Source organism: Pantoea sp. JZ2 (assembly GCF_035191405.1).
Lineage (GTDB): Bacteria > Pseudomonadota > Gammaproteobacteria > Enterobacterales > Enterobacteriaceae > Pantoea > Pantoea stewartii.
Genome location: NZ_CP045247.1, coordinates 1,673,399 through 1,694,128, shown reverse-complemented (window position 1 = coordinate 1,694,128; position 20,730 = coordinate 1,673,399). Strand labels below are relative to the sequence as shown.

Sequence of the window (20,730 nt, the reverse complement as noted above, 5' to 3'; positions counted from 1 at the left end):
TAACCCCAAGATGTAGTGTTTATCCACAACATTATTCACAATGAATATGCTGTGTATAAATCGGGATTTCTTTTAATTATTGGATACTCACGCAAAGGTAAAAACGCGACATGAACCAAAGTCTGCTCGTTACTAAACGCGATGGCCGCCAGGAGCGCATTGATCTCGACAAAATTCACCGTGTCCTCGACTGGGCAGCTGAAGGGCTGAACAATGTGTCGGTTTCACAGGTAGAGCTGCGTTCCCACATTCAGTTTTATGATGGCATCAAAACCTCTGACATCCATGAAACGATCATCAAGGCCGCTGCAGACCTTATTTCTCGCGATGCCCCTGACTATCAGTACCTTGCCGCCCGTCTGGCGATCTTCCACCTGCGTAAAAAAGCGTACGGCCAGTTTGAGCCGCCCGCGCTGTACGATCAGGTCATTAAGATGGTTGACCTGGGTAAATACGATCGCCATCTGCTGGAAGACTACAGCCGTGAAGAGTTCGAGCAGATGGACGGCTTCATCGACCACTGGCGCGACATGAATTTCTCCTACGCGGCCGTGAAACAGCTGGAAGGCAAATATCTGGTTCAGAACCGCGTCTCCGGTGAGATCTACGAAAGCGCCCAGTTCCTGTACATTCTGGTGGCGGCCTGCCTGTTCTCAGGCTATCCGCGTGCGACCCGGATGGATTACATCAAGCGTTTCTACGATGCGATTTCCACGTTTAAGATCTCCCTGCCGACGCCAATCATGTCGGGAGTGCGTACGCCAACCCGTCAGTTCAGCTCCTGTGTACTGATTGAATGTGGCGACAGCCTGGATTCCATCAACGCGACCTCCAGCGCTATTGTGAAATACGTTTCACAACGCGCAGGTATTGGTATTAACGCGGGTCGTATCCGCGCGCTGGGCAGCCCGATTCGCGGCGGTGAAGCTTTCCATACCGGTTGTATCCCGTTCTACAAGCACTTCCAGACAGCGGTGAAATCCTGTTCGCAGGGCGGCGTCCGTGGCGGCGCAGCGACGCTGTTCTATCCGATGTGGCATCTGGAAGTAGAAAGCCTGTTAGTCCTGAAAAACAACCGTGGTGTGGAAGGTAACCGCGTACGTCACATGGACTACGGTGTGCAGCTCAACAAAATGATGTACCAGCGCCTGCTGAAGGGCGAGGACATCACGCTGTTTAGCCCGTCAGACGTACCTGGCCTGTACGATGCGTTCTTTGCCGATCAGGACGAATTTGAACGTCTTTACACCAAATACGAACAAGACAGCAGCATTCGTAAGCAGCGTGTGAAAGCGGTGGATCTGTTCTCGCTGATGATGCAGGAACGCGCCTCTACCGGCCGTATCTACATCCAGAACGTTGACCACTGCAACACACACAGCCCGTTTGACGCCAGTATTGCGCCAGTGCGCCAGTCGAACCTGTGTCTGGAAATTGCGCTGCCAACTAAACCGCTCAATGACGTCAACGACGAAAACGGTGAGATTGCGCTCTGTACGCTGTCAGCATTTAACCTTGGTGCGATTGACAGCCTGGACGATCTGGAAGAGCTGGCCACGCTGGCTGTACGCGCGCTGGATGCACTGCTGGATTATCAGGATTACCCGATTCCGGCCGCGCAGCGGGGTGCGATGGGTCGTCGTACGCTGGGCATTGGCGTCATTAACTTTGCTTACTACCTGGCGAAGCACGGCGTGCGCTACTCCGACGGCAGCGCGAATGGCCTGACGCACAAAACCTTTGAAGCCATTCAGTACTACCTGCTGAAAGCCTCAAATGAGCTGGCTAAAGAGCAAGGCGCCTGCCCGTGGTTCAATGAAACCACCTATGCACAGGGCGTGCTGCCAATTGATACCTACAAGAAAGATCTGGATGCGATTTGCAACGAGCCGCTGCACCTGGACTGGGAAACCCTGCGCGAGCAGATTAAAACCCACGGCCTGCGCAACTCGACGCTTTCTGCCCTGATGCCGTCTGAAACCTCGTCGCAGATTTCAAACGCCACCAACGGTATCGAACCGCCGCGCGGCCATATCAGTATTAAAGCGTCTAAAGACGGTATTCTGCGTCAGGTGGTGCCGGAGTATGAGCGTCTTAAAGATCAGTACGAACTGCTGTGGGATATGCCGTCCAACGATGGCTACCTGCAACTGGTTGGCGTAATGCAGAAATTCATCGATCAGGCGATTTCGTCAAATACCAACTACGATCCGTCGCGCTTCCCGAATGGCAAAGTGCCGATGAAGCAACTGCTGAAAGATCTGCTGACCGCCTACAAGTTTGGCGTGAAAACGCTCTACTACCAAAACACCCGTGATGGTGCGGAAGATGCGCAGGACGATCTGGCACCTTCTATTCAGGATGATGGCTGCGAAAGCGGCGCCTGTAAGATCTGACGGTCGGGCGGGAGCCTTTCCCGCCCACATTTTTCCGCGAGGCCGGTGCTGAGCCTCGTCTACCATGGACAGTTTTTTATGGCTTACTCCACTTTTTCACAAAACAAAAATGACCAGCTGAAAGAGCCTATGTTTTTCGGTCAGTCCGTTAACGTGGCGCGCTTTGACCAGCAGAAATACGATATCTTTGAAAAACTGATCGAAAAGCAGCTTTCGTTCTTCTGGCGTCCTGAAGAAGTCGATGTCTCGCGCGATCGCATCGACTACCAGGCCCTGCCCGATCATGAAAAGCATATCTTCATCAGCAACCTGAAATACCAGACGTTACTGGACTCGATTCAGGGACGCAGCCCGAACGTGGCACTGCTGCCGCTGATCTCGATTCCGGAACTGGAAACCTGGATCGAAACCTGGGCGTTCTCCGAAACGATCCACTCTCGCTCGTACACCCACATCATTCGCAACATCGTGAACGATCCGTCTGTAGTGTTTGACGATATCGTCACCAACCAGCAGATTCTGGCGCGTGCGCAGGACATCTCTAAATACTACGATGACCTGATTGAGATGACTAACTACTGGCATTTGCTGGGTGAAGGTACGCATCAGGTCAATGGTAAGTCCATTACGGTTAACGTGCGCGCGCTGAAAAAGCAGCTGTATATTTGCCTGATGAGCGTCAATGCGCTGGAAGCGATCCGCTTCTACGTCAGCTTTGCCTGCTCTTTTGCGTTTGCTGAGCGAGAACTGATGGAAGGCAACGCCAAAATCATCAAGCTGATTGCACGCGACGAAGCTCTGCACCTGACCGGCACCCAGCACATGCTGAATCTGCTGCGCACCGGTGAAGACGATCCTGAAATGAAAGAAATTGCCGCCGAATGCCGTGAAGAGTGCTTCGAGCTGTTTAAGAAAGCGGCCTTACAGGAGAAAGAGTGGGCAGATTACCTGTTCAGCGGCGGCTCCATGATCGGTCTGAACAAAGATATCCTGTGCCAGTATATCGAATACATCACCAACATTCGTATGCAGGCGGTTGGCCTCGATCTGCCGTTTGAAACGCGCTCGAACCCGATTCCCTGGATCAACGCCTGGCTGGTGTCCGATAACGTTCAGGTTGCCCCGCAGGAAGTGGAAGTCAGTTCTTACCTGGTGGGTCAGATTGATTCAGAAGTGGGCGAAAACGACTTCGACGACTTCCAGTTATAACGATGAGCCGTTCTGTTGTTATTCTGCGCAGTTCCGGCACCCGACTGGAGTGCGCAGACGATCATCCTAATCTGTTGACCATGCTGGAAGCCAACAACCTGTGCGTGGAGTTTCAGTGCCGGGAAGGTTACTGCGGCTCCTGCCGTATGCGGTTACTGCGCGGCGAGGTCGACTACGCGGAAACCCCGCTGGCCTTTATTGAACAGGGGGAGATCCTGCCCTGCTGCTGTAAGGCGAAAGGTGAAATCGAGCTTGAACTCTAGTGGTTGAGCCAAAGCGTTTAAAAAACCGTCATCCCAACCGAATGACGGTTTTTTTTCGCCGGGTGCTGACTCAGGGGATACGGGCAATGACTTTGATTTCAAAATCGAATCCTGCCAGCCAGTTAACGCCGACCGCCGTCCAGTTAGGATAAGGTGGCTGCGGAAATATCGCTTTTTTCACTTCCATAATGGTAGCGAACTGCGTTTCAGGGTCGGTATGAAACGTGGTGACATCAATAAGATCATCGAACGAACAGCCTGCCGCCGCCAGTGTCTGGCGCAGATTCTCAAAGGCCAGTTGCACCTGAGCAGCAAAATCCGGTTCAGGCGATCCGTCCGTGCGACTGCCAACCTGACCCGAGACGAACAGCAGGTCGCCCGAGCGGATCGCAGCGGAATAGCCATGCCTTTCATACAGCGCATGACGACCCGCCGGGAAAACTGCTTCACGATTGCTCATTGTTTTACCCTCTGGTGAGTTGTTATCAGGAAATCATGCGCCTCATGACGACATGATTTAATCTACTTCCCGTATGTGAAATAAAACACACATACGCCCCGTATGTCAATTTCAGATACGCGACGTATACGAAAAGGAGAGAACCATGGCAGGACGACCTCGTGCGGTCACAATGGAAGAAAATCGCCTTAAACTGATTGCCGCCGCACGTAAAGCCTTTGCCGAAAAGGGGTTTGCTGCCGCGTCCATGGATGAGCTGACGGCGAGCGTTGGTTTAACGCGCGGTGCGCTTTATCACAATTTTGGCGATAAACGTGGCCTTCTCGCCGCTGTGGTCGCGGAAGTCGACAGTGAAATCGCCCAGCGTGCAAAAGCGCGCGCGGCCAGAGCGGGCGACAGCTGGAACCAGTTGCTGGCGGGAGGTATCGCCTATATCGAGATGGCGCTGGACCCCGAAGTGCAGCGTATTGTATTACTGGATGGCCCGGCCTTTCTTGGCGATCCCTCGCTGTGGCCCAGCCAGAACGCCTGCCTGACCGCAACCCAGCATGCACTGGAGGAGATGGTCACGAGCGGCGTGCTGAAGCCCGTGGATGTTGAAGCCGCTGCCCGCTTGCTGAATGGTGCGGCGTTTACTGCCGCCTTGTGGGTGGCCGCCAGCGCCGAGCCCCAGGCCACGCTGGCTAAAGTCACGGCGACCTTTACCGTGCTGGCGACGGGGCTACGGCGTTAAACAGCGTGTTAGTTGAGGAAAAGCGGGGAGCAGAAAAAGAAGGCGGTCGGTGCCGTTTGGCACCGGTCCGTATTTTTAATGCTTGATAGTTTCAAGCACATCAATCCAGCCGTGCCCTGTGCTGACCTCGCTGCCGTGTAACCAGCGCCGCAGCATGTTCATTGCCATCATCGCCACCACTTTCTGACGGGTTTCCAGGTTGTGACGACCACTATTGAATTTAACACGTTGTCCCCAGGTCGCTTCCGGTGTATGGAGCGCCACAGAGATCGCGTCTTCGCTCAGGCTGCCGACGGACAGGGCAAGCTGAGTCTGCAAGCGCGTCGCCAGCGCCTGGGTACGCATGACCTGAACATCCAGACTCTCGTCCTGCTGCGGCAGAATTTCGCTGGCGCTAAGGGGCACGTCAGCCGAAGCCAGTTGCCAGTGAAGTAACCCTGCGGTGTACTGTTCGCTGATCGCCAGCCGCCAGTGACGTTGATGCAGTTCCCGCGCCAGCAGTGCAGGCAGCCCCTCAGTGCCTTCAAATATCGTACACTCGGCCAGCAACAAACGTACCTGCTGCCAGACCTGCTCCATCGCGACGCGCTGTTCGGCTGGCCCCGTAAGTTTGATTTCGATAATCGGCATGGAAGAACGGTAGCCCATCAGCACGTTCTCCGGCAGCGGCAAGGGTTCCAGTTCATTCGCAATGTCGCTTTCTCCCCGGCCAAAGGTGGTCAGCCGCAGGCAAACGGGCGGTTCAGGCAGGTCGAACTTCGCTTTCAGACGGGGAATGATTTGTTGTTCGACCATTACCTTGAATTCAGAGGGAACGCCTGGCGTAAAGAACATCCAGCAGCGATTGAGTTGCAGTGCAAAGCCACAGGCGGTACCGACCGGGTTATCCAGCATTTCGGCGTTAGCGGGAATTTCTGCCTGTTTACGGTTGCTCTCAGCCATAACCCGTCCGCGGCTGGCGAACCAGGCTTCCATCGTTTCCAGCCAGGCTTCCTGCATCACCAGCCCTACCCCGCTCGCTTTGGCCGCGGCCTGGGCGCTAAGGTCGTCAGTGGTTGGCCCCAGTCCACCATTCACGATGAGCACGTCCGCCTCAAGACTGCGGGCCTTTAGCGTTTCCACCAGCGACGACATTGCGTCACCCACCGTAGTCCGGCTGGTCATCGGCAGCCCGTGTTGAAATAACACATCAGCCAGCCAGGCGGCGTTGGTATCGACGATTTGTCCATGTAACACTTCATCGCCCGTGGACAGCATTTCAACTCTTATCACATTCATTCTCCTTGTGCCTGTCGCTTTACTTTAGAAAGCCCCTGAACAAAACACAATCTGCGGGCAGGAATTAACCGGGTAACGGCATTTTCAGGCAGGTGACAGAAGTGCGGAAGAACCAGAAAGGGAGAACGGACAGGACAGCGCCTGCCCGTTTTAGGCGATTGAGATTAGCGACGCGCCAGCAGCAGGCCTAATACCAGCCCTGCAGTAGCACCGATGCCAATGCCCTGCCACGGTTTTTCATGGACGTAATCATCAGCACGGTACGCGGCCTGTTTGGCACGGTAGTAATAGCTATCTGAGGCCTGGCTGACACGTGATTTAACATCTTCCAGCGCGCGTTCAGCTTTGGTTTTCAGTTCGATATATTTCTGATCGGCCGGATCACCTGATGACTTCAGCACTTCTTCCAGCGTTTCAGTCAGCAGTGCGATATCGTCGTCATAGCCCGTGTCGAAAGATTCAGTCTGTTTTACCATCATTTCCTCCATGTGAATTGCAATGCACCTGGTTAACTATAGCCATAAATGAGGGCTTTGCGCGGCCCCTTACCAGGAATCACCTGAAAATCGGCGCAAGGAAAGCGCACGCGCGTCAACTTATGGCAGGCTGTGATTACGCAAAGAAGTGTAAGAGATGACTTGCTTAAAGCAATTTCGCTTCGTTTATTTGATTTATCTGATAAATTTTCAGCGAACTGAATTTTTCTCTAAGCCGACTGTCGTACCCTGCTGTTGCCTGTAATAATCAGGCTCTGTGCTTCGACACGACAGTCACAACAAACTCGAAAAGCTAAGGAATGATCTCCGGCATGAATCGAAGAATGTTTATGAAAGCGTCAATGGCCTTCTCCGCGGTGAGCGGTATGACAGGCTTATCAACGCTATTCGCGCAATCCGCCTGGGCAGATGATGGCATTGCTGACGGAATCGCAGTGCGCTTCGATTTCGACGAGTTAAAAAAGAACGCGGCCGCACTGGCCAAGAAGCCGTGGGGTGGTCCACCGGGCCCGCTGCCGCAAACGCTGGCTAACCTGACGCCGCAGGCTTACAACGATATTCAGTACGATGCTAATCACTCGCTGTGGAACAACATTCCGAATCGCGAGCTTGATGTGCAGTTTTTCCACGTCGGCATGGGCTTTAAACGCCGCATCCGCATGTTTTCCGTCGACAGTGCCAGCCGTGAGGCACGCGAAATCCACTTCCGCACCGAGCTGTTTAACTACAACGATGCGAAAGTCGACACTAAACAGCTGGAAGGCAAAACCGATCTGGGGTTTGCGGGCTTCCGTGCCTTTAAAAAACCCGAACTGGCCCGCCGCGATATCGTCTCCTTTCTCGGTGCCAGCTACTTCCGTGCTGTCGATGATACTTACCAGTACGGGCTGTCCGCGCGTGGCGTCGCCATTAACACCTTCAGTAATGGCCAGGAAGAGTTTCCGGACTTTACGGCGTTCTGGTTTGAAACGCCGAAAGCCGAAGACACGACCTTCACCTGCTATGCCTTACTGGATGGGGCCAGCATCACCGGCGCATACAAGTTTGTGATTCACTGCGAAGCCGAACGCGTGGTGATGGACATTGAGAATCATCTCTTTGCCCGCAAGGATATTCGTCAGTTAGGCATTTCGCCGATGACCAGTATGTTCAGCTGCGGCACCAACGAGCGTCGGATGTGTAACACCTACCATCCCCAGATTCACGACTCCGATCGTCTGGCAATGTGGAGCGGGAAAGGGGAATGGATTGCCCGTCCGCTGAATAACCCTCAGCGCCTGCAGTTCAACGCCTACGAAGATGAAAACCCGCGTGGTTTTGGTCTGCTTCAGCTTGATCATGACTTTGAGAATTATCAGGACGTGATTGGCTGGTATAACAAACGGCCAAGCCTGTGGGTGGAACCAGTTGGTAAGTGGGGTAAAGGCGCCATCAACCTGATGGAAATCCCCACGACCGGTGAAACGCTCGATAACATCGTCTGCTTCTGGCAGCCCGCCGAACCGATCAAAGCGGGCAACGCGTTCAGTTTTTCGTACAAACTCTACTGGAGCGCACTGCCGCCCGTACAGAGCCAACTGGCGCGCGTGGATGCAACCCGCACCGGCATCGGCGGCTTCCCCGAAGGCTGGGCGCCAGGCGAGCACTTCCCGGATGTGTGGTGCCGTCGTTTTGCTGTCGACTTTATCGGCGGCGATTTGCAGGCCGCCGCACCAAAGGGCATTGAACCGGTGATTACCGTGTCCTCCGGCACCTTTAAGCAGGTTGAGATTCTGTATGTTGAGCCGATCAAAGGGTACCGTATCCTCTTTGACTGGTATCCTGACAGCGACAGCGTACAACCCGTTGAGATGCGTCTGTTCCTGCGAACCAAAGACGAAACGCTGAGCGAAACGTGGCTCTATCAGTATGTGCCGCCCCCGCCAGACCAGCGTAAATACGTTGACGATCGCCAGATGACCGTCAGCTAACACGGTCATCTCACGGCATAATGCATCTCAGGCCTGGCGCCGGGATGCATTTTTTTTGCGTACGTGAAAAGAACACGCGACAGGCTGAGGGAGGAATAAAACCGTCAGGCCGTTAGCGCGGTTTATTTCCCCCCTGCTCTGCGCATATCAATATGGGGAATACCGTCCTCAAGGTAGCTTTCGCTGACCGCGACAAAACCGTGACGCTGATAAAACCCCGCAAGATGCGCCTGGGCAGAAAGAAACTGTGCATGCCCTGGCCAGTGCTGTTCACAGCTGGCTATCGCCTGCACCATCAACTGGTTACCTAAATTCAGGCCACGGGCTTTGCTGGAGATGATGACGCGCCCAATTTTTACCTCTGTCTCGGCGCGCCGGGGCGACAGGATGCGCGCATAGGCCAGCAGGTCATCCTGCGCCATGCCGAGGAGGTGACGATTCTCGCCCTGCAAATCCTGACCATCCACATCCAGATAGGCGCACAGCTGCTCCACGACGAAGACTTCACAGCGCAACGCCAGTACTGCATAAAGCTGCGGGACGCTTAATGCCTGCTGGTGCAGATCCAGCCAACTGATATGCATGTCTCATCCTCATTCAATAACCGACCCCTCACTGTAGCCTGCTAGCGGCTTTGCAGCCAGTGTTGATAACGCGCAGGCCAGGCCATGGTGGGTGTGCCGGGTTTCCCCATACCAAAACCGTGCCCGCCGGTTGGGTAGCGGATCATCTCCACATTTACGTGATGTTGCTGACAGGCTCGCGCCATGATCAGCGTGTTGTGGGGATCGGATATCGGGTCATCTTCGGCCTGCACCAGAAAAAAAGGCGGTGATGCTGCTGTCACCGTATTCTGCACCGACCAGGCGGCTTCTTCTGCCGCCGTAGGATGCGCCCCCAGCAAAACGCGGTGAGTGGATGTGTGCGTATAAGGCCCTTCCAGCGTAATGACGGGATAAATCAGCGCGGCACCGTCAACCTGAACAGGTGCGCTGTCCTGTGCCTCTGTCACCGCCCCCATGCGCGCGCCCATCGGGCTGATGGCCATCCCGAGCAAATGCGCACCGGCCGAAAACCCCAGCACCGTTAACCCTGTTGCCTGCGCTTTGACCAGTTGCAGGGCACGCAGCGCATCCTGCAGGGCAACCCGGTTACCATCGCCCCAGTGTTCGGACGGCAGACGATAACGCAATATCGCCGCAGTGTAGCCGCGCGCCGTTAACCAGCGAGCCGCGGGCCAGGCTTCTTTTGCTATTTCTATCCGTTTATAGCCGCCACCGCCGGCGATCAGGACAACATGACCGTTCCCCATGCCCGGCCGTAAGACGGTTAAGGTGGGTACGGCGATATGACGCTCTGCGCCTGAAGGCGATGTCTCAACCGGCCCCTCTGGCCCGCCACCGCCGGGTGGCGTGCCGGGCCAAAGGGGAATAACGGTTTGGGCGACAGCGGCCCGCGCGGCGAATGACAGTGTGCTTTTTGCCGTCAGCAGCGTTGCGGTACACCCCAGCAGAAAATGTCGGCGATCCATAAGCAATGCTCCCCCTTATCTGTTCGCCCCATTTCAGCACGAAACTGTGGAAACAGAATGAAGATGCAGAATGAAAACGAAGAGAAAAGCGGACGCGACGTGATATTGCGAAGGCTATGCAAAAATCACCTGTGTCGATTTTCAGACAAAAAAAATCAGGCCCGAAGGCCTGATTGATCGCAACAGCGTGACATTACATCAGCGGCTGGGCCATCTGCACCAGTCTGATTAATGGCTGCGGATAAACGCCCAGCACCAACACCAGAATCGCGGAGATCAAGACAACCACGCCACCGGCGGTGAAGGCCCAGTTGGCTGGCGTATCGCGGCTCAGCAATTCAGGCGGGCTGAGATAAAGACTGACGGTAACGCGCAGATAGTAGTAAAGACCAATCGCACTGCCGACCACCACCGCACCGGTCAACCACCACAGGTTGGCGCTCACGCCAGAGGCAATCACGTAGAATTTACCGATAAAGCCCAGCGTCATGGGGATACCCGCCAGCGACAGCATCATCACGGTCATCACGGCCGACAGAATCGGACGGTGCCAGAACAGCCCGCGATAGGAGTAAAGTGAATCGGCATCCGGGCCACGATAAGGACTGGACATCAGGCTTACCACACCAAACGCGCCGAGGCTGCTGAACAGGTAACCGGCCAGGTAAACCCCTGCGGTTTCCAGCGACAGCTGATGATCTTTCACCGCAATCAGCGCGACCAGCAGATATCCCAGATGCGCAATAGAAGAGTAACCCAGCAGGCGCTTGATATTGCTTTGCGAAATCGCCATCAGGTTACCGAACAGGATGGAGACAAAGGCAATCACGGCCAGTACTGTCCGTACGGCTTCGCTGTCGGTCACCGGCGCGTACATAAACAGGCGCATGATAACACCGAAGATCGCAATTTTGCTGGCGGTAGCAAGGAAAGTAGAAACCGGTGCGGGTGCGCCCTGATAAACGTCCGGCGTCCACAGATGGAATGGCACCAGTGACAGTTTAAAGCCCAGACCGATAATCAACATGCCCAGACCGACCAGCAGCAGCGGCTCCTGAATCATGCTGTCCGTCAGACTTTTACCCAGGCTGACGAAGCCCAGGTTGCCCGAGTCAGCGTAAATCAGCGCGATACCAAACAGCAGGAAAGACGATGCCGCCGCCGACAGGATGGTGTATTTCAGGGCCGCTTCCAGCGAACGTTTCTGACGGAAGGCGTAACCAATCAAACCAAACAACGGCAGTGACAGCAGTTCAATCCCGATAAACAGTGATGCAAGGTGGTTAGACGCTGACAACACGATACCGCCCAGTGCAGCAATCAGAACCAGCAGATAAAACTCGTCCTTGTTGTCCGGGAACGTGGCCAGCCACGGATAGGCAAAAGTACAGGTTGCCAGGCTGGCGAGCATCACCAGGGCGGTATAGAACATCGAATACGCGTCTACACGCAGCAGCGGCGTGACATCCATCGCGCCAACCTGACCGACAAAATACAGTGACAGCAGCGCCAGGTTCAGGCCAACCACTGTTAGCGTGGCGTTAACAAAGTGGTTGCGTCGCCAGGCAATGGACAGCATCACAACCACCACCGTCAATCCGACGATTAACAGCGGCAGCAACGCGATCAATTGTTGAGGAGTTATTGTCATGGCGAATTACGGCCTTGTAGTTGAAATTGAAGCGGTAAACCACTGCTGAATATTGCTCATTGCAGCATGTGAGGTATCCAGAATCGGCTGAGGATAAACACCCAGCAGCACCAGCAGGACCACGAGCACCCCAATGGTCAGGAATTCACGCGCCGACATGCCCGGCAGCGGATCTTTCGATTTCGCTTCACCGTAGTAGGCACGTTGCATCATCACCAGCGAATAGACCGAGGCGAAAACCAGGCCAAAGGTCGCAATCACGATAATGACCGGAACGATCTGGAAACTGCCGGTCAGGATCATGAATTCCCCGACGAAGTTACCCGTACCTGGCATACCCAGATTGGCGACAGCAAAGAACAGGGATAACCCTGGAATCCATTTAATGCGCGACCACAAACCGCCCATCTGACGCATATCACGGGTATGCAGACGTTCGTAAAGCTGTCCGCACAGGATAAACAGCGCCGCTGCTGACAGGCCGTGCGCGATCATCTGTACAACCGCGCCTTGGAAGGCCAACTGGCTACCGGTGTAAATCGCAATCAGGACAAAGCCCATGTGCGAAATCGAGGTGTAAGCGATCAGGCGTTTGATATCCGTCTGCGAGAACGCCATCCAGGCACCGTAGAAAATCCCGATGATCCCTAACCACATCGCGATCGGTGCAAACTCTGCCGAGGCGTTTGGAAACAGCGGCAGGCTGAAGCGCAGTAAGCCGTAGGCGGCGGTTTTCAGCAGGATACCCGCCAGGTCAACTGAACCTGCGGTCGGAGCCTGACTGTGCGCATCAGGCAGCCAGCCATGAAGCGGGACAACCGGCATTTTCACCGCAAACGCGATGAAGAAGCCCAGCATCAGCAGGTACTCCACGGTGTGCGACATTGGCGTCTTCAGCAACTGCTCGTAGTTGAACGTCCAGACGCCCGTGGCGTTGTAGTGAACAAACACCAGCGCCAGAATCGCAATCAACATCACCAGACCGGATGCCTGAGTATAAATAAAGAATTTGGTCGCGGCGGTAATACGGGTTTTACCGTCCGATGCTTTATGTCCCCACAGCGCGATGAGGAAGTACATCGGCACCAGCATCATTTCCCAGAAGAAGAAGAACAGGAACATGTCAATGGCGAGGAACACGCCGATAACGCCGCCCAGGATCCACATCAGGTTCAGATGAAAGAAGCCCTGATACTTTTCAATTTCGTTCCAGGAACACAGCACTGCCATCAGGCCGAGCAGTCCGGTCAGCACCACCATTAACAGCGAAAGGCCATCAAGCGCTAAATGGAAATTAATGCCGAAACGGGGAATCCAGGGTACTGAGAAGCTCGATTGCCACTGCGGAATACCCGCTGCCTGCGTCAGTGAATAGCCCCCCTGCAACCAGAGTTGCAGCGAGAGCGCCAACGTCAGCCCCATGGTGATCAGTGCGATCCAGCGAGGCACCTTCGCGCCGAAGCGCTCGGTGAGCCAGCAGACGAAACCACCGAAGAAGGGTATGAAAATTAGCCAAGGTAATAACACGGCATACTTCCCTTTTTTTTGTCCTGGCTCGGGCTATCTCACTTGCCCGTTTCGCCCCCGGCAGTGCTCGCAATCCTCACGTACTTCAGTACGCTCCGGTTGCTGTGCGCTGGCGGTGGCAAAACGGACTGCGCCGATTACGCCCTTACATCAGACAATCTTTGACATTCTTAATGGGTAAGTTTTCACACCTACCCGCTCATCAATCTTTAAATTACCAGCAGCAGCGCCAGCACAACGACGGCACCAACGCTCATCGACGCGACATACCAGCGCAAATACCCGTTTTCACTGACCACCAGACCTTTATTGGCGATACGTGAAAGCAACGCAGGCAGGTTCATCAGGCCGTTAAGAGGATCGCGTTTTAACAACCACGCAATGCCCAGATACGGTTTGACGAAGACTTTGTCGTAGAGCCAGTCAAAGCCCCAGGCGGCGAACCACCAGGTGCCGAAGAAACGGCCCGGCGCACTGTTGGCCACGCTGCTGACCAGCTGACGCTTGCCCAGCCAGAGGGCAGCGGCGATAACGATGCCCGCAACCGCGACCAGGCCGGACGCGATCTCCAGCGTGACTTTACCGTTCTCACCAAACTCATTGGCCGGTAAAACGCCCGCCAGCGGTGGGGTAATTAATGCACCCACAAACGTTGAGAGCACCAGCAACACAATCAGTGGCAGATGATGGGTAATGCCTTTGCCCGCGTGTGCATGGATTTTCTCTTCGCCGTGGAAGACGATAAAGATCATGCGGAAGGTGTAGATTGAGGTCAGGAACGCCCCTACCAGACCCGCGACCATCAGGTTCAAATGGCCGTTCGCCAGTGCACCAAACAGGATTTCATCTTTACTGTAGAAACCGGCGGTAATCAGCGGCAATGCGGCCAGGGCAGCACCGCCGACCAGGAAGCAGGTGTACACCAGTGGGATGCTTTTACGCAGTCCGCCCATCTTAAAGATGTTCTGCTCGTGGTGGCAGGCCAGGATAACCGAACCTGAGGACAGGAACAGCAAGGCTTTAAAGAAGGCATGGGTCATCAGGTGGAAAATGGCGGCATCCCACGCCTGCACACCCAGCGCCAGGAACATGTAGCCGATCTGACTCATGGTGGAGTAAGCCAGTACACGTTTGATATCCGTCTGGACCAGAGCAGCAAAACCCGCCAGTACCAGCGTAATCGCACCGATAATGCCGACCAGATGCAGCACTTCAGGCGTCAACAGGAACAGGCCGTGGGTGCGGGCAATCAGGTAAACCCCTGCCGTCACCATGGTGGCGGCGTGAATCAGCGCGGAAACCGGCGTTGGACCTGCCATCGCATCGGCCAGCCAGGTCTGAAGCGGCAGCTGCGCAGACTTACCTACTGCGCCACCCAACAGCATCAGCGTGGCCCATTGCAGCATATGGTTGTCCGCCGCAAAGTGTGCCGGAGCCAGTTCCGCCATTTCGCGGAAGTTGAGCGTACCCAGTTCGTTGTAAAGGATGAACAACGCAAATGCCAGGAAGACATCACCGACGCGCGTGATGATGAATGCCTTCATCGCCGCCTTGCCGTTTTCCGGATTGCTGTAATAGAAGCCGATCAGAAGATAGGAGCACAGCCCTACCCCTTCCCAACCCAGATACATCAGCATCAGGTTATCCGCCAGAACCAGAACAACCATGCTGGCGATAAACAGGTTGGTATAAGCGAAGAAGCGTGAATATCCCTCTTCTCCACGCATATACCACGAGGCGAACATATGGATCAGGAAGCCGACACCGGTCACCACCGACAGCATGGTGAGCGACAGGCCATCCAGCGTCAGATTGACCTGAATATTAAAATTGCCGACATGAATCCAGGTCCACAGCGCCTGAGTGAAGACCTGCTGCCCGTGGGCAAAGAAGTCGAAACCCACAAACACCGTGGTGAGCGCAGCCAGCCCGACCGATCCCATGCCCACGGTCGCGGACAGGTTTTCTGACCAGCGGCCACGGGAGAACGCTAACAGCAGAAAGCCGATTAGCGGAAATAAGACAGTTAAATAGAGAAGGTTCATCCGCGCATCTCGCTCACAGTATCAATGTTCAGCGTCTGACGACGACGATAGAGCTGAAGCAGCAGGGCCAGCCCAATACTGGCTTCCGCTGCGGCGAGACTGATAGCCAGAATATACATCACCTGACCGTCAGCCTGTCCCCAGTAGCTGCCTGCAACAACCAGCGCCAGCGCCGCGGCATTAATCATGATTTCCAGGCTTATCAGCATAAACAGCAGATTACGGCGCAACACCAGCGAGGTCAGTCCCAGCACAAACAGCACCGCCGCCAGAATCAATCCATGTTGTAAGGGAATCATGCTTGCTCCTTATTCGCCTGCGCGGCATCGTTTGAACGGTTGCTCAGGACTTCGCCCTGACGCTCTTCGCGGCCCAGGTGGAAAGCCACAACCAGGCCGGCCAGCAGCAGCATTGATGCCAGTTCAACCGCCAGCACATACGGGCCAAACAGACTAATGCCCACCGCTTTCGCATCGATAATTTTGCCGTCAATACCCTGGTCATGTGCCGTCATGATGGCGTAGATCATCACTGCCAGCAGCAGCAACGAAACCAGGCCCGGACCAATCCATAACGACGGACTTAACCATTCACGCTCCTGTTTCTGCGTGGCTTTGCCCAGGTTAAGCATCATCACAACGAACACGAACAGCACCATGATGGCACCGGCATACACAATAATTTCCAGCGCACCTGCAAAGTAGGCACCCAGAGAGAAGAAGACGCCAGCCACCGATAACAGCGAAACGATCAGGTACAGCAACGCATGTACCGGATTAGTGTGGGTGATCACGCGCAACGTCGTCACCACCGCCACCAGTCCGCAAAGATAAAACGCAAATTCCATGCCCTGCTCCTTAAGGTAGTAAGCCTTTGACGTCGATAGGTTTCGCTTCGTTCTCTGCGTCACCCTTATCTTTACCGTCAATTGCCATACCTGCCATACGGTAGAAGTTGTACTCCGGATATTTACCCGGCCCCGAGATCAACAGGTCTTCTTTTTCGTATACCAGATCCTGACGCTTGAACTCGCCCAGTTCGAAATCCGGCGTCAGCTGGATAGCGGTGGTTGGGCAGGCCTCTTCGCACAGGCCGCAGAAAATGCAGCGTGAGAAGTTGATACGGAAGAACTCTGGATACCAGCGGCCGTCTTTGGTTTCCGCTTTTTGCAGCGAAATACAGCCTACCGGACAGGCTACCGCACACAGGTTACAGGCAACACAACGCTCTGCACCATCAGGATCGCGGGTCAACACAATACGGCCACGGTAACGCGGTGGCAGGTAGACCGGCTCTTCTGGATACATCTGGGTTTCGCGTTTCGCGAAGGCGTGCATGCCAATCATCCAGATACTGCGCACTGTCGTGCCGAAGCCTACGACAATATCTTTTAACGTCATTTGTTACCCCTTACTGCGCTGTATAAAGAATCACTGCGGCGGTCGCCAGCAGGTTCAACAGCGTCAACGGCAGACACACTTTCCAGCCGAACGACAGCACCTGGTCATAGCGTGGACGCGGAAGCGCAGCACGAATCAGGATGAACATCATCATAAAGAACGCCGTTTTCAGGGCGAACCAGATGAACGGCGGCAGGAAAGGCCCGTGCCAGCCACCAAAGAACAGCGTCACAATCAGCGCTGAAACGGTGGTAATCGCGACATATTCGCCGACAAAGAACAGACCAAATTTCATACCGGCATATTCAATGTGGTAACCGTCAGCCAGTTCCTGCTCGGCTTCGGGCTGGTCAAACGGATGGCGGTGACAAACGGCCACGCCCGCGATACAGAAGGTCACAAACCCAAAGAATTGTGGGATGATGTTCCACAGATGCGTCTGACTGTTGACGATATCGGTCATGTTGAACGATCCCGCCTGCGCTACCACGCCCATCAGTGACAGACCCAGGAACACTTCGTAACTCAAGGTCTGCGCAGAGGCACGCATCGCACCTAACAGCGAGTATTTGTTATTACTCGACCAGCCCGCAAACAGCACGGCATATACAGCCAGGCCCGCCATCATCAGGAAGAACAGCAACCCGATATTGAGATCGGTCACCACCCAGGTCGGTGAAACCGGGACGATAGCAAAGGCCAGCAGCAGGGAAACAAACGCGATGACCGGCGCCAGCGTAAAGATAAAGCGATCGGTGAACGGGGGAACCCAGTCTTCTTTAAAGAACATCTTGATCATGTCAGCAACCAGCTGCAACGATCCGCCCCAGCCCACACGGTTTGGCCCATAGCGGTTCTGAAACAGGCCGAGCAAACGACGCTCGGCGAAGCTCATAAACGCACCGCAGGCCACCACGACCAGCAAAATCACCAGCGCTTTACCAATGGCGATCAGAATGTCGATAACATCCGGTGTTAACCAGCTCATTGCGCCGCCTCCTGCAGAGAATCAATTTTTGCATTCGCCAGGAAGGGCGGGACACCCGGCATACCGAGTGGAAGCCCAACCTGCCCTGCCTGCAAAGAAGCCGAGAAACGCACTGGCAAACGTACGGTTTCACCTGCACAGGTTAATTCCACTGCTGCACCGTTATTCACGCCCAGCTTCGCGGCATCTTCCGGGTTCAGAACCAGGGTTGGTGCCGACATGCGCTGCTGGATAACCGGCGCACGCTGCGTCATTTCTTCACTTCCGAATAACTGGTAGTAAGGCGCGACGCGGAACTGACCTTGCGTGGCATAGGCTTCTGGCACGCTGCTGAACCAGGCAAGCTGCGCATCGCTGGCTTCGAACAAACGCACACCGGGATCGCCATGACGCAGTTTCCCGCCCACTTCATCCTGGAATTTGTTCCAAGCCTGCGGTGAGTTCCAGCCTGGTGCCCACGCAAACGGAATTTGCGAACGCGGTGCGCTCGGCTGGTTGTTCCCTTCCATCGAGAAGGCAAACATGGTGTCCTGATCCTGCGGCTGACGCGGCTCATGCACGCTGATATTCGCGCGCGCAGCAGTACGCCCACTGGCACGATGCGGAGAACGCGCCAGCTTCTGACCACGAATACGGAAGCTGGCATCCGGCGCCGCATCCTTGATCCCTTTCAGCTGTGGCAGACTTGCCACAACGGCATCAATGACATGGTCCAGTTGCGTCCAGTCAACGTGACGGCTTTCCAGCGCGCTGTGCAGCGAGTGCAACCAGCGCCAGCTTTCCAGCATCACAATGCTGTTATCGTAGTAGGCAGGATCGTACACCTGGAAGAAGCGCTGTGCGCGGCCCTCATGGTTAATTGACGTACCGTCGCTTTCGGCAAAACTGGCAGCGGAAAGCACCAGTCCGGCTTTTTCCACCGTGGCGGTGCGCTGATGATCGACCACAATCACGTTAGCCGCATGGTTCAGCGCCGCATCGACCTGCGCTTTTGGCGCATGGCGATACAAATCGTTTTCCAGCACCACGACCGCATCGGCTTCGCCGTTCTGCAGTTGTTCCAGTGCCTGATCCAGCGTATTGCCACCCATCAGGCCCAGGCCCATGCTGTTAGCATGACCAGCCAGCAGGGTGATACCGACGTCTGCACCGCGCGCTTTCAGGGCTTTGGCCACGTTCGCGGCCGCTTCGATCATGGCACTGCTGCCTGAATGCACACCGGAAATGATTAGCGGTTTTTTGGCACCGGCCAGCGCCTGTACCACCACATCCAGCTTACCGTTCAGCGCACTGTCGAAGTCGCTGACGGCTGGCGCACTGTCGTCCAGCGCGTGGGCAATCGCAAAGCCAAGACGCGCCTGTTCTTCAACCGGGGCACGGTAGCTCCATGCCGCGATGTCGTCCAGACGGGTTTCATCGACGTTGGTGACAAATAACGGATGCTTAGCGTGCTGACCGATATTGAGGATCGCGGCGATCTGCCAGTCTGCGACTTTCTGCGCAGCGGCCATTTCGCGGGCTTTGCCTTTTACTGCCTGACGCACTGACAGGGCCACGCGTGCGCCAACCTGTGTCAGGTCTTCGCCTAACACCAGCACCGCGTCGTAGCTCTCGATCTCGCGCAGTGAAGGCGTATAAATGCCGCCTTCACGCAGCACTTTCAGCAGCAGTTCAAGACGCGCCTGTTCGCCCGCGGGCATACCGGTAGAGAAGTTTTCCGCACCGACCAGTCCGCGCAGAGCAAAGTTACTTTCGATGCTGGCACGCGGCGAACCAATACCAATGACGCGCTTCGCCTGACGCAGGACATCGGCTCCGGCGTTAACGGCCTGCTCGGCATTCAGCTTCACGCTGTCGTTGCCACGCAACTGGACCGGATGGCGAGGACGATCTTTCAGATTGACATAACCGTAGCCAAAGCGACCACGATCGCACAGGAAGTAGTGGTTAACGCTGCCGTTATAGCGGTTTTCGATACGACGCAGTTCGCCGTAGCGCTCACCGGGGCTGGTGTTACAGCCTACGCTGCACTGCTGACAGATGCTTGGCGCGAACTGCATATCCCATTTACGGTTATAGCGTTCGGAGTGGGTTTTATCGGTGAACACGCCGGTCGGGCAGATTTCGACCAGGTTACCGGAAAACTCGCTTTCCAGCGTGCCGTCTTCCGGACGACCAAAATACACGTTGTCGTGCGCACCATACACGCCCAGATCTTTACCGTCGGCATAATCTTTGTAGTAACGCACGCAGCGGTAGCAGGCGATACAGCGGTTCATTTCGTGCGAGATGAACGGACCGAGATCCTGATTGCGGTGAGTACGTTTGGTGAAGCGATAGCGGCGGAAGCTGTGGCCTGTCATGACCGTCATATCCTGAAGATGACAGTTACCGCCCTCTTCACATACCGGACAGTCATGCGGGTGGTTAGTCATTAACCACTCCACCACGCTTTCACGGAACTCTTTCGCTTCGCCATCATCAATTGAGATGAAGGTGCCATCGGACGCCGGTGTCATACAGGACATGACAAGGCGGCCACGGGTGTCTTCAGCGTTCTGGAATTGCTTCACCGCACACTGGCGGCAGGCACCCACGCTTCCCAGCGCCGGATGCCAGCAAAAATAAGGAATATCAAGGCCCAGAGACAGACATGCCTGTAGCAGGTTGTCCGCTCCGTTCACATCATATTCTTTACCGTCTACATGGATTGTAGCCATAGTGACATGCTTCCGTCAGGCTCGTCAGAAACGAGCGTTAATCAAATTCTTGCCCCTGCACA

The 20,730-nt window shown here is 55.2% G+C and carries 18 protein-coding genes; 5 read left to right on the top strand and 13 right to left on the bottom strand.

Annotation, left to right across the window (positions count from 1 at the left end):
• Positions 1-110: 110 nt before the first annotated feature.
• The 3 genes from nrdA to yfaE all read left to right on the top strand — a co-directional run bounded on the left by nrdA (position 111) and on the right by yfaE (position 3,868).
• Positions 111-2,396, top strand: coding sequence for a class 1a ribonucleoside-diphosphate reductase subunit alpha (gene nrdA / locus GC087_RS08430; RefSeq protein WP_324030276.1), 2,286 nt, complete (start codon positions 111-113; stop codon positions 2,394-2,396).
• A 78-nt stretch (positions 2,397-2,474) separates the two neighbouring features.
• Positions 2,475-3,605, top strand: coding sequence for a class Ia ribonucleoside-diphosphate reductase subunit beta (gene nrdB / locus GC087_RS08425; protein WP_006120006.1), 1,131 nt, complete (start codon positions 2,475-2,477; stop codon positions 3,603-3,605).
• A gap of 2 nt (positions 3,606-3,607) precedes the next feature.
• Positions 3,608-3,868 carry a class I ribonucleotide reductase maintenance protein YfaE gene (yfaE, locus tag GC087_RS08420; RefSeq protein WP_006120007.1) on the top strand — a complete coding sequence of 87 codons (261 nt, stop codon included), beginning with the start codon at positions 3,608-3,610 and terminating at the stop codon, positions 3,866-3,868.
• Positions 3,869-3,938: 70 nt separating this feature from the next.
• Here the strand turns inward: yfaE and GC087_RS08415 are convergent, their stop codons facing one another.
• The gene (locus GC087_RS08415) at positions 3,939-4,328 is read right to left on the bottom strand and encodes a RidA family protein (RefSeq protein ID WP_006120008.1); all 390 of its coding nucleotides are present in this window, start codon (positions 4,326-4,328) and stop codon (positions 3,939-3,941) included.
• Positions 4,329-4,473: 145 nt separating this feature from the next.
• Between GC087_RS08415 and GC087_RS08410 the strand changes: the two genes are divergently transcribed.
• Positions 4,474-5,061, top strand: a complete 588-nt coding sequence (locus GC087_RS08410; RefSeq protein ID WP_324030274.1) for a TetR/AcrR family transcriptional regulator — start codon at positions 4,474-4,476, stop codon at positions 5,059-5,061.
• Positions 5,062-5,136: 75 nt separating this feature from the next.
• On the opposite strand, the gene GC087_RS08405 is transcribed toward GC087_RS08410, so the two are convergent.
• Together GC087_RS08405 and elaB are read right to left on the bottom strand one after the other, a co-directional pair.
• A complete protein-coding gene (locus GC087_RS08405) occupies positions 5,137-6,333 on the bottom strand; it encodes a nicotinamide mononucleotide deamidase-related protein YfaY (protein WP_006120010.1) in 1,197 nt (398 codons plus the stop codon).
• A 170-nt stretch (positions 6,334-6,503) separates the two neighbouring features.
• Entirely contained in the window at positions 6,504-6,815 is a 312-nt protein-coding gene (gene elaB, locus GC087_RS08400; RefSeq protein WP_033740963.1) for a stress response protein ElaB, read from the bottom strand.
• A 332-nt stretch (positions 6,816-7,147) separates the two neighbouring features.
• Between elaB and GC087_RS08395 the strand changes: the two genes are divergently transcribed.
• Positions 7,148-8,806, top strand: a complete 1,659-nt coding sequence (locus tag GC087_RS08395; RefSeq protein ID WP_006120012.1) for a glucan biosynthesis protein D — start codon at positions 7,148-7,150, stop codon at positions 8,804-8,806.
• A 122-nt stretch (positions 8,807-8,928) separates the two neighbouring features.
• On the opposite strand, the gene GC087_RS08390 is transcribed toward GC087_RS08395, so the two are convergent.
• The 10 genes from GC087_RS08390 to nuoG all read right to left on the bottom strand — a co-directional run bounded on the left by GC087_RS08390 (position 8,929) and on the right by nuoG (position 20,668).
• A complete protein-coding gene (locus tag GC087_RS08390; protein ID WP_324030272.1) occupies positions 8,929-9,390 on the bottom strand; it encodes a GNAT family N-acetyltransferase in 462 nt (153 codons plus the stop codon).
• 41 nt (positions 9,391-9,431) lie between these two features.
• Positions 9,432-10,337, bottom strand: coding sequence for an alpha/beta hydrolase (locus GC087_RS08385; RefSeq protein ID WP_324030271.1), 906 nt, complete (start codon positions 10,335-10,337; stop codon positions 9,432-9,434).
• A gap of 193 nt (positions 10,338-10,530) precedes the next feature.
• A complete protein-coding gene (nuoN, locus tag GC087_RS08380) occupies positions 10,531-11,988 on the bottom strand; it encodes an NADH-quinone oxidoreductase subunit NuoN (RefSeq protein ID WP_006120015.1) in 1,458 nt (485 codons plus the stop codon).
• A 6-nt stretch (positions 11,989-11,994) separates the two neighbouring features.
• The gene (gene nuoM, locus GC087_RS08375; RefSeq protein ID WP_033740623.1) at positions 11,995-13,515 is read right to left on the bottom strand and encodes an NADH-quinone oxidoreductase subunit M; all 1,521 of its coding nucleotides are present in this window, start codon (positions 13,513-13,515) and stop codon (positions 11,995-11,997) included.
• Between the two features lie 209 nt (positions 13,516-13,724).
• Positions 13,725-15,560: an NADH-quinone oxidoreductase subunit L gene (gene nuoL / locus GC087_RS08370; RefSeq protein ID WP_033740625.1), complete on the bottom strand. Its 1,836-nt coding sequence runs from the start codon at positions 15,558-15,560 to the stop codon at positions 13,725-13,727.
• Complete coding sequence (gene nuoK / locus GC087_RS08365; protein WP_028724970.1) at positions 15,557-15,859, bottom strand: NADH-quinone oxidoreductase subunit NuoK; 303 nt, start codon at positions 15,857-15,859, stop codon at positions 15,557-15,559. Before nuoK ends, nuoL begins: the two co-directional genes overlap by 4 nt.
• Positions 15,856-16,407, bottom strand: a complete 552-nt coding sequence (gene nuoJ / locus GC087_RS08360; protein WP_006120019.1) for an NADH-quinone oxidoreductase subunit J — start codon at positions 16,405-16,407, stop codon at positions 15,856-15,858. Before nuoJ ends, nuoK begins: the two co-directional genes overlap by 4 nt.
• 10 nt (positions 16,408-16,417) lie before the next feature.
• Complete coding sequence (nuoI, locus tag GC087_RS08355) at positions 16,418-16,960, bottom strand: NADH-quinone oxidoreductase subunit NuoI (RefSeq protein ID WP_006120020.1); 543 nt, start codon at positions 16,958-16,960, stop codon at positions 16,418-16,420.
• Positions 16,961-16,970: 10 nt separating this feature from the next.
• Positions 16,971-17,948 carry an NADH-quinone oxidoreductase subunit NuoH gene (nuoH, locus tag GC087_RS08350; protein WP_033740629.1) on the bottom strand — a complete coding sequence of 326 codons (978 nt, stop codon included), beginning with the start codon at positions 17,946-17,948 and terminating at the stop codon, positions 16,971-16,973.
• Positions 17,945-20,668, bottom strand: coding sequence for an NADH-quinone oxidoreductase subunit NuoG (nuoG, locus tag GC087_RS08345; RefSeq protein WP_324030269.1), 2,724 nt, complete (start codon positions 20,666-20,668; stop codon positions 17,945-17,947). Before nuoG ends, nuoH begins: the two co-directional genes overlap by 4 nt.
• Between the last annotated feature and the right edge of the window lie 62 nt (positions 20,669-20,730).

Bases quoted from the DNA above. Each gene is read 5' to 3' on its own strand.
- nrdA (WP_324030276.1), top strand. From the start codon at position 111: ATGAACCAAAGTCTGCTCGTTACTAAACGCGATGGCCGCCAGGAGCGC.
- nrdB (WP_006120006.1), top strand. From the start codon at position 2,475: ATGGCTTACTCCACTTTTTCACAAAACAAAAATGACCAGCTGAAAGAG.
- yfaE (WP_006120007.1), top strand. From the start codon at position 3,608: ATGAGCCGTTCTGTTGTTATTCTGCGCAGTTCCGGCACCCGACTGGAG.
- GC087_RS08415 (WP_006120008.1), bottom strand. From the start codon at position 4,328: ATGAGCAATCGTGAAGCAGTTTTCCCGGCGGGTCGTCATGCGCTGTAT.
- GC087_RS08410 (WP_324030274.1), top strand. From the start codon at position 4,474: ATGGCAGGACGACCTCGTGCGGTCACAATGGAAGAAAATCGCCTTAAA.
- elaB (WP_033740963.1), bottom strand. From the start codon at position 6,815: ATGGTAAAACAGACTGAATCTTTCGACACGGGCTATGACGACGATATC.
- GC087_RS08395 (WP_006120012.1), top strand. From the start codon at position 7,148: ATGAATCGAAGAATGTTTATGAAAGCGTCAATGGCCTTCTCCGCGGTG.
- GC087_RS08390 (WP_324030272.1), bottom strand. From the start codon at position 9,390: ATGCATATCAGTTGGCTGGATCTGCACCAGCAGGCATTAAGCGTCCCG.
- GC087_RS08385 (WP_324030271.1), bottom strand. From the start codon at position 10,337: ATGGATCGCCGACATTTTCTGCTGGGGTGTACCGCAACGCTGCTGACG.
- nuoN (WP_006120015.1), bottom strand. From the start codon at position 11,988: ATGACAATAACTCCTCAACAATTGATCGCGTTGCTGCCGCTGTTAATC.
- nuoL (WP_033740625.1), bottom strand. From the start codon at position 15,560: ATGAACCTTCTCTATTTAACTGTCTTATTTCCGCTAATCGGCTTTCTG.
- nuoK (WP_028724970.1), bottom strand. From the start codon at position 15,859: ATGATTCCCTTACAACATGGATTGATTCTGGCGGCGGTGCTGTTTGTG.
- nuoJ (WP_006120019.1), bottom strand. From the start codon at position 16,407: ATGGAATTTGCGTTTTATCTTTGCGGACTGGTGGCGGTGGTGACGACG.
- nuoI (WP_006120020.1), bottom strand. From the start codon at position 16,960: ATGACGTTAAAAGATATTGTCGTAGGCTTCGGCACGACAGTGCGCAGT.
- nuoH (WP_033740629.1), bottom strand. From the start codon at position 17,948: ATGAGCTGGTTAACACCGGATGTTATCGACATTCTGATCGCCATTGGT.
- nuoG (WP_324030269.1), bottom strand. From the start codon at position 20,668: ATGGCTACAATCCATGTAGACGGTAAAGAATATGATGTGAACGGAGCG.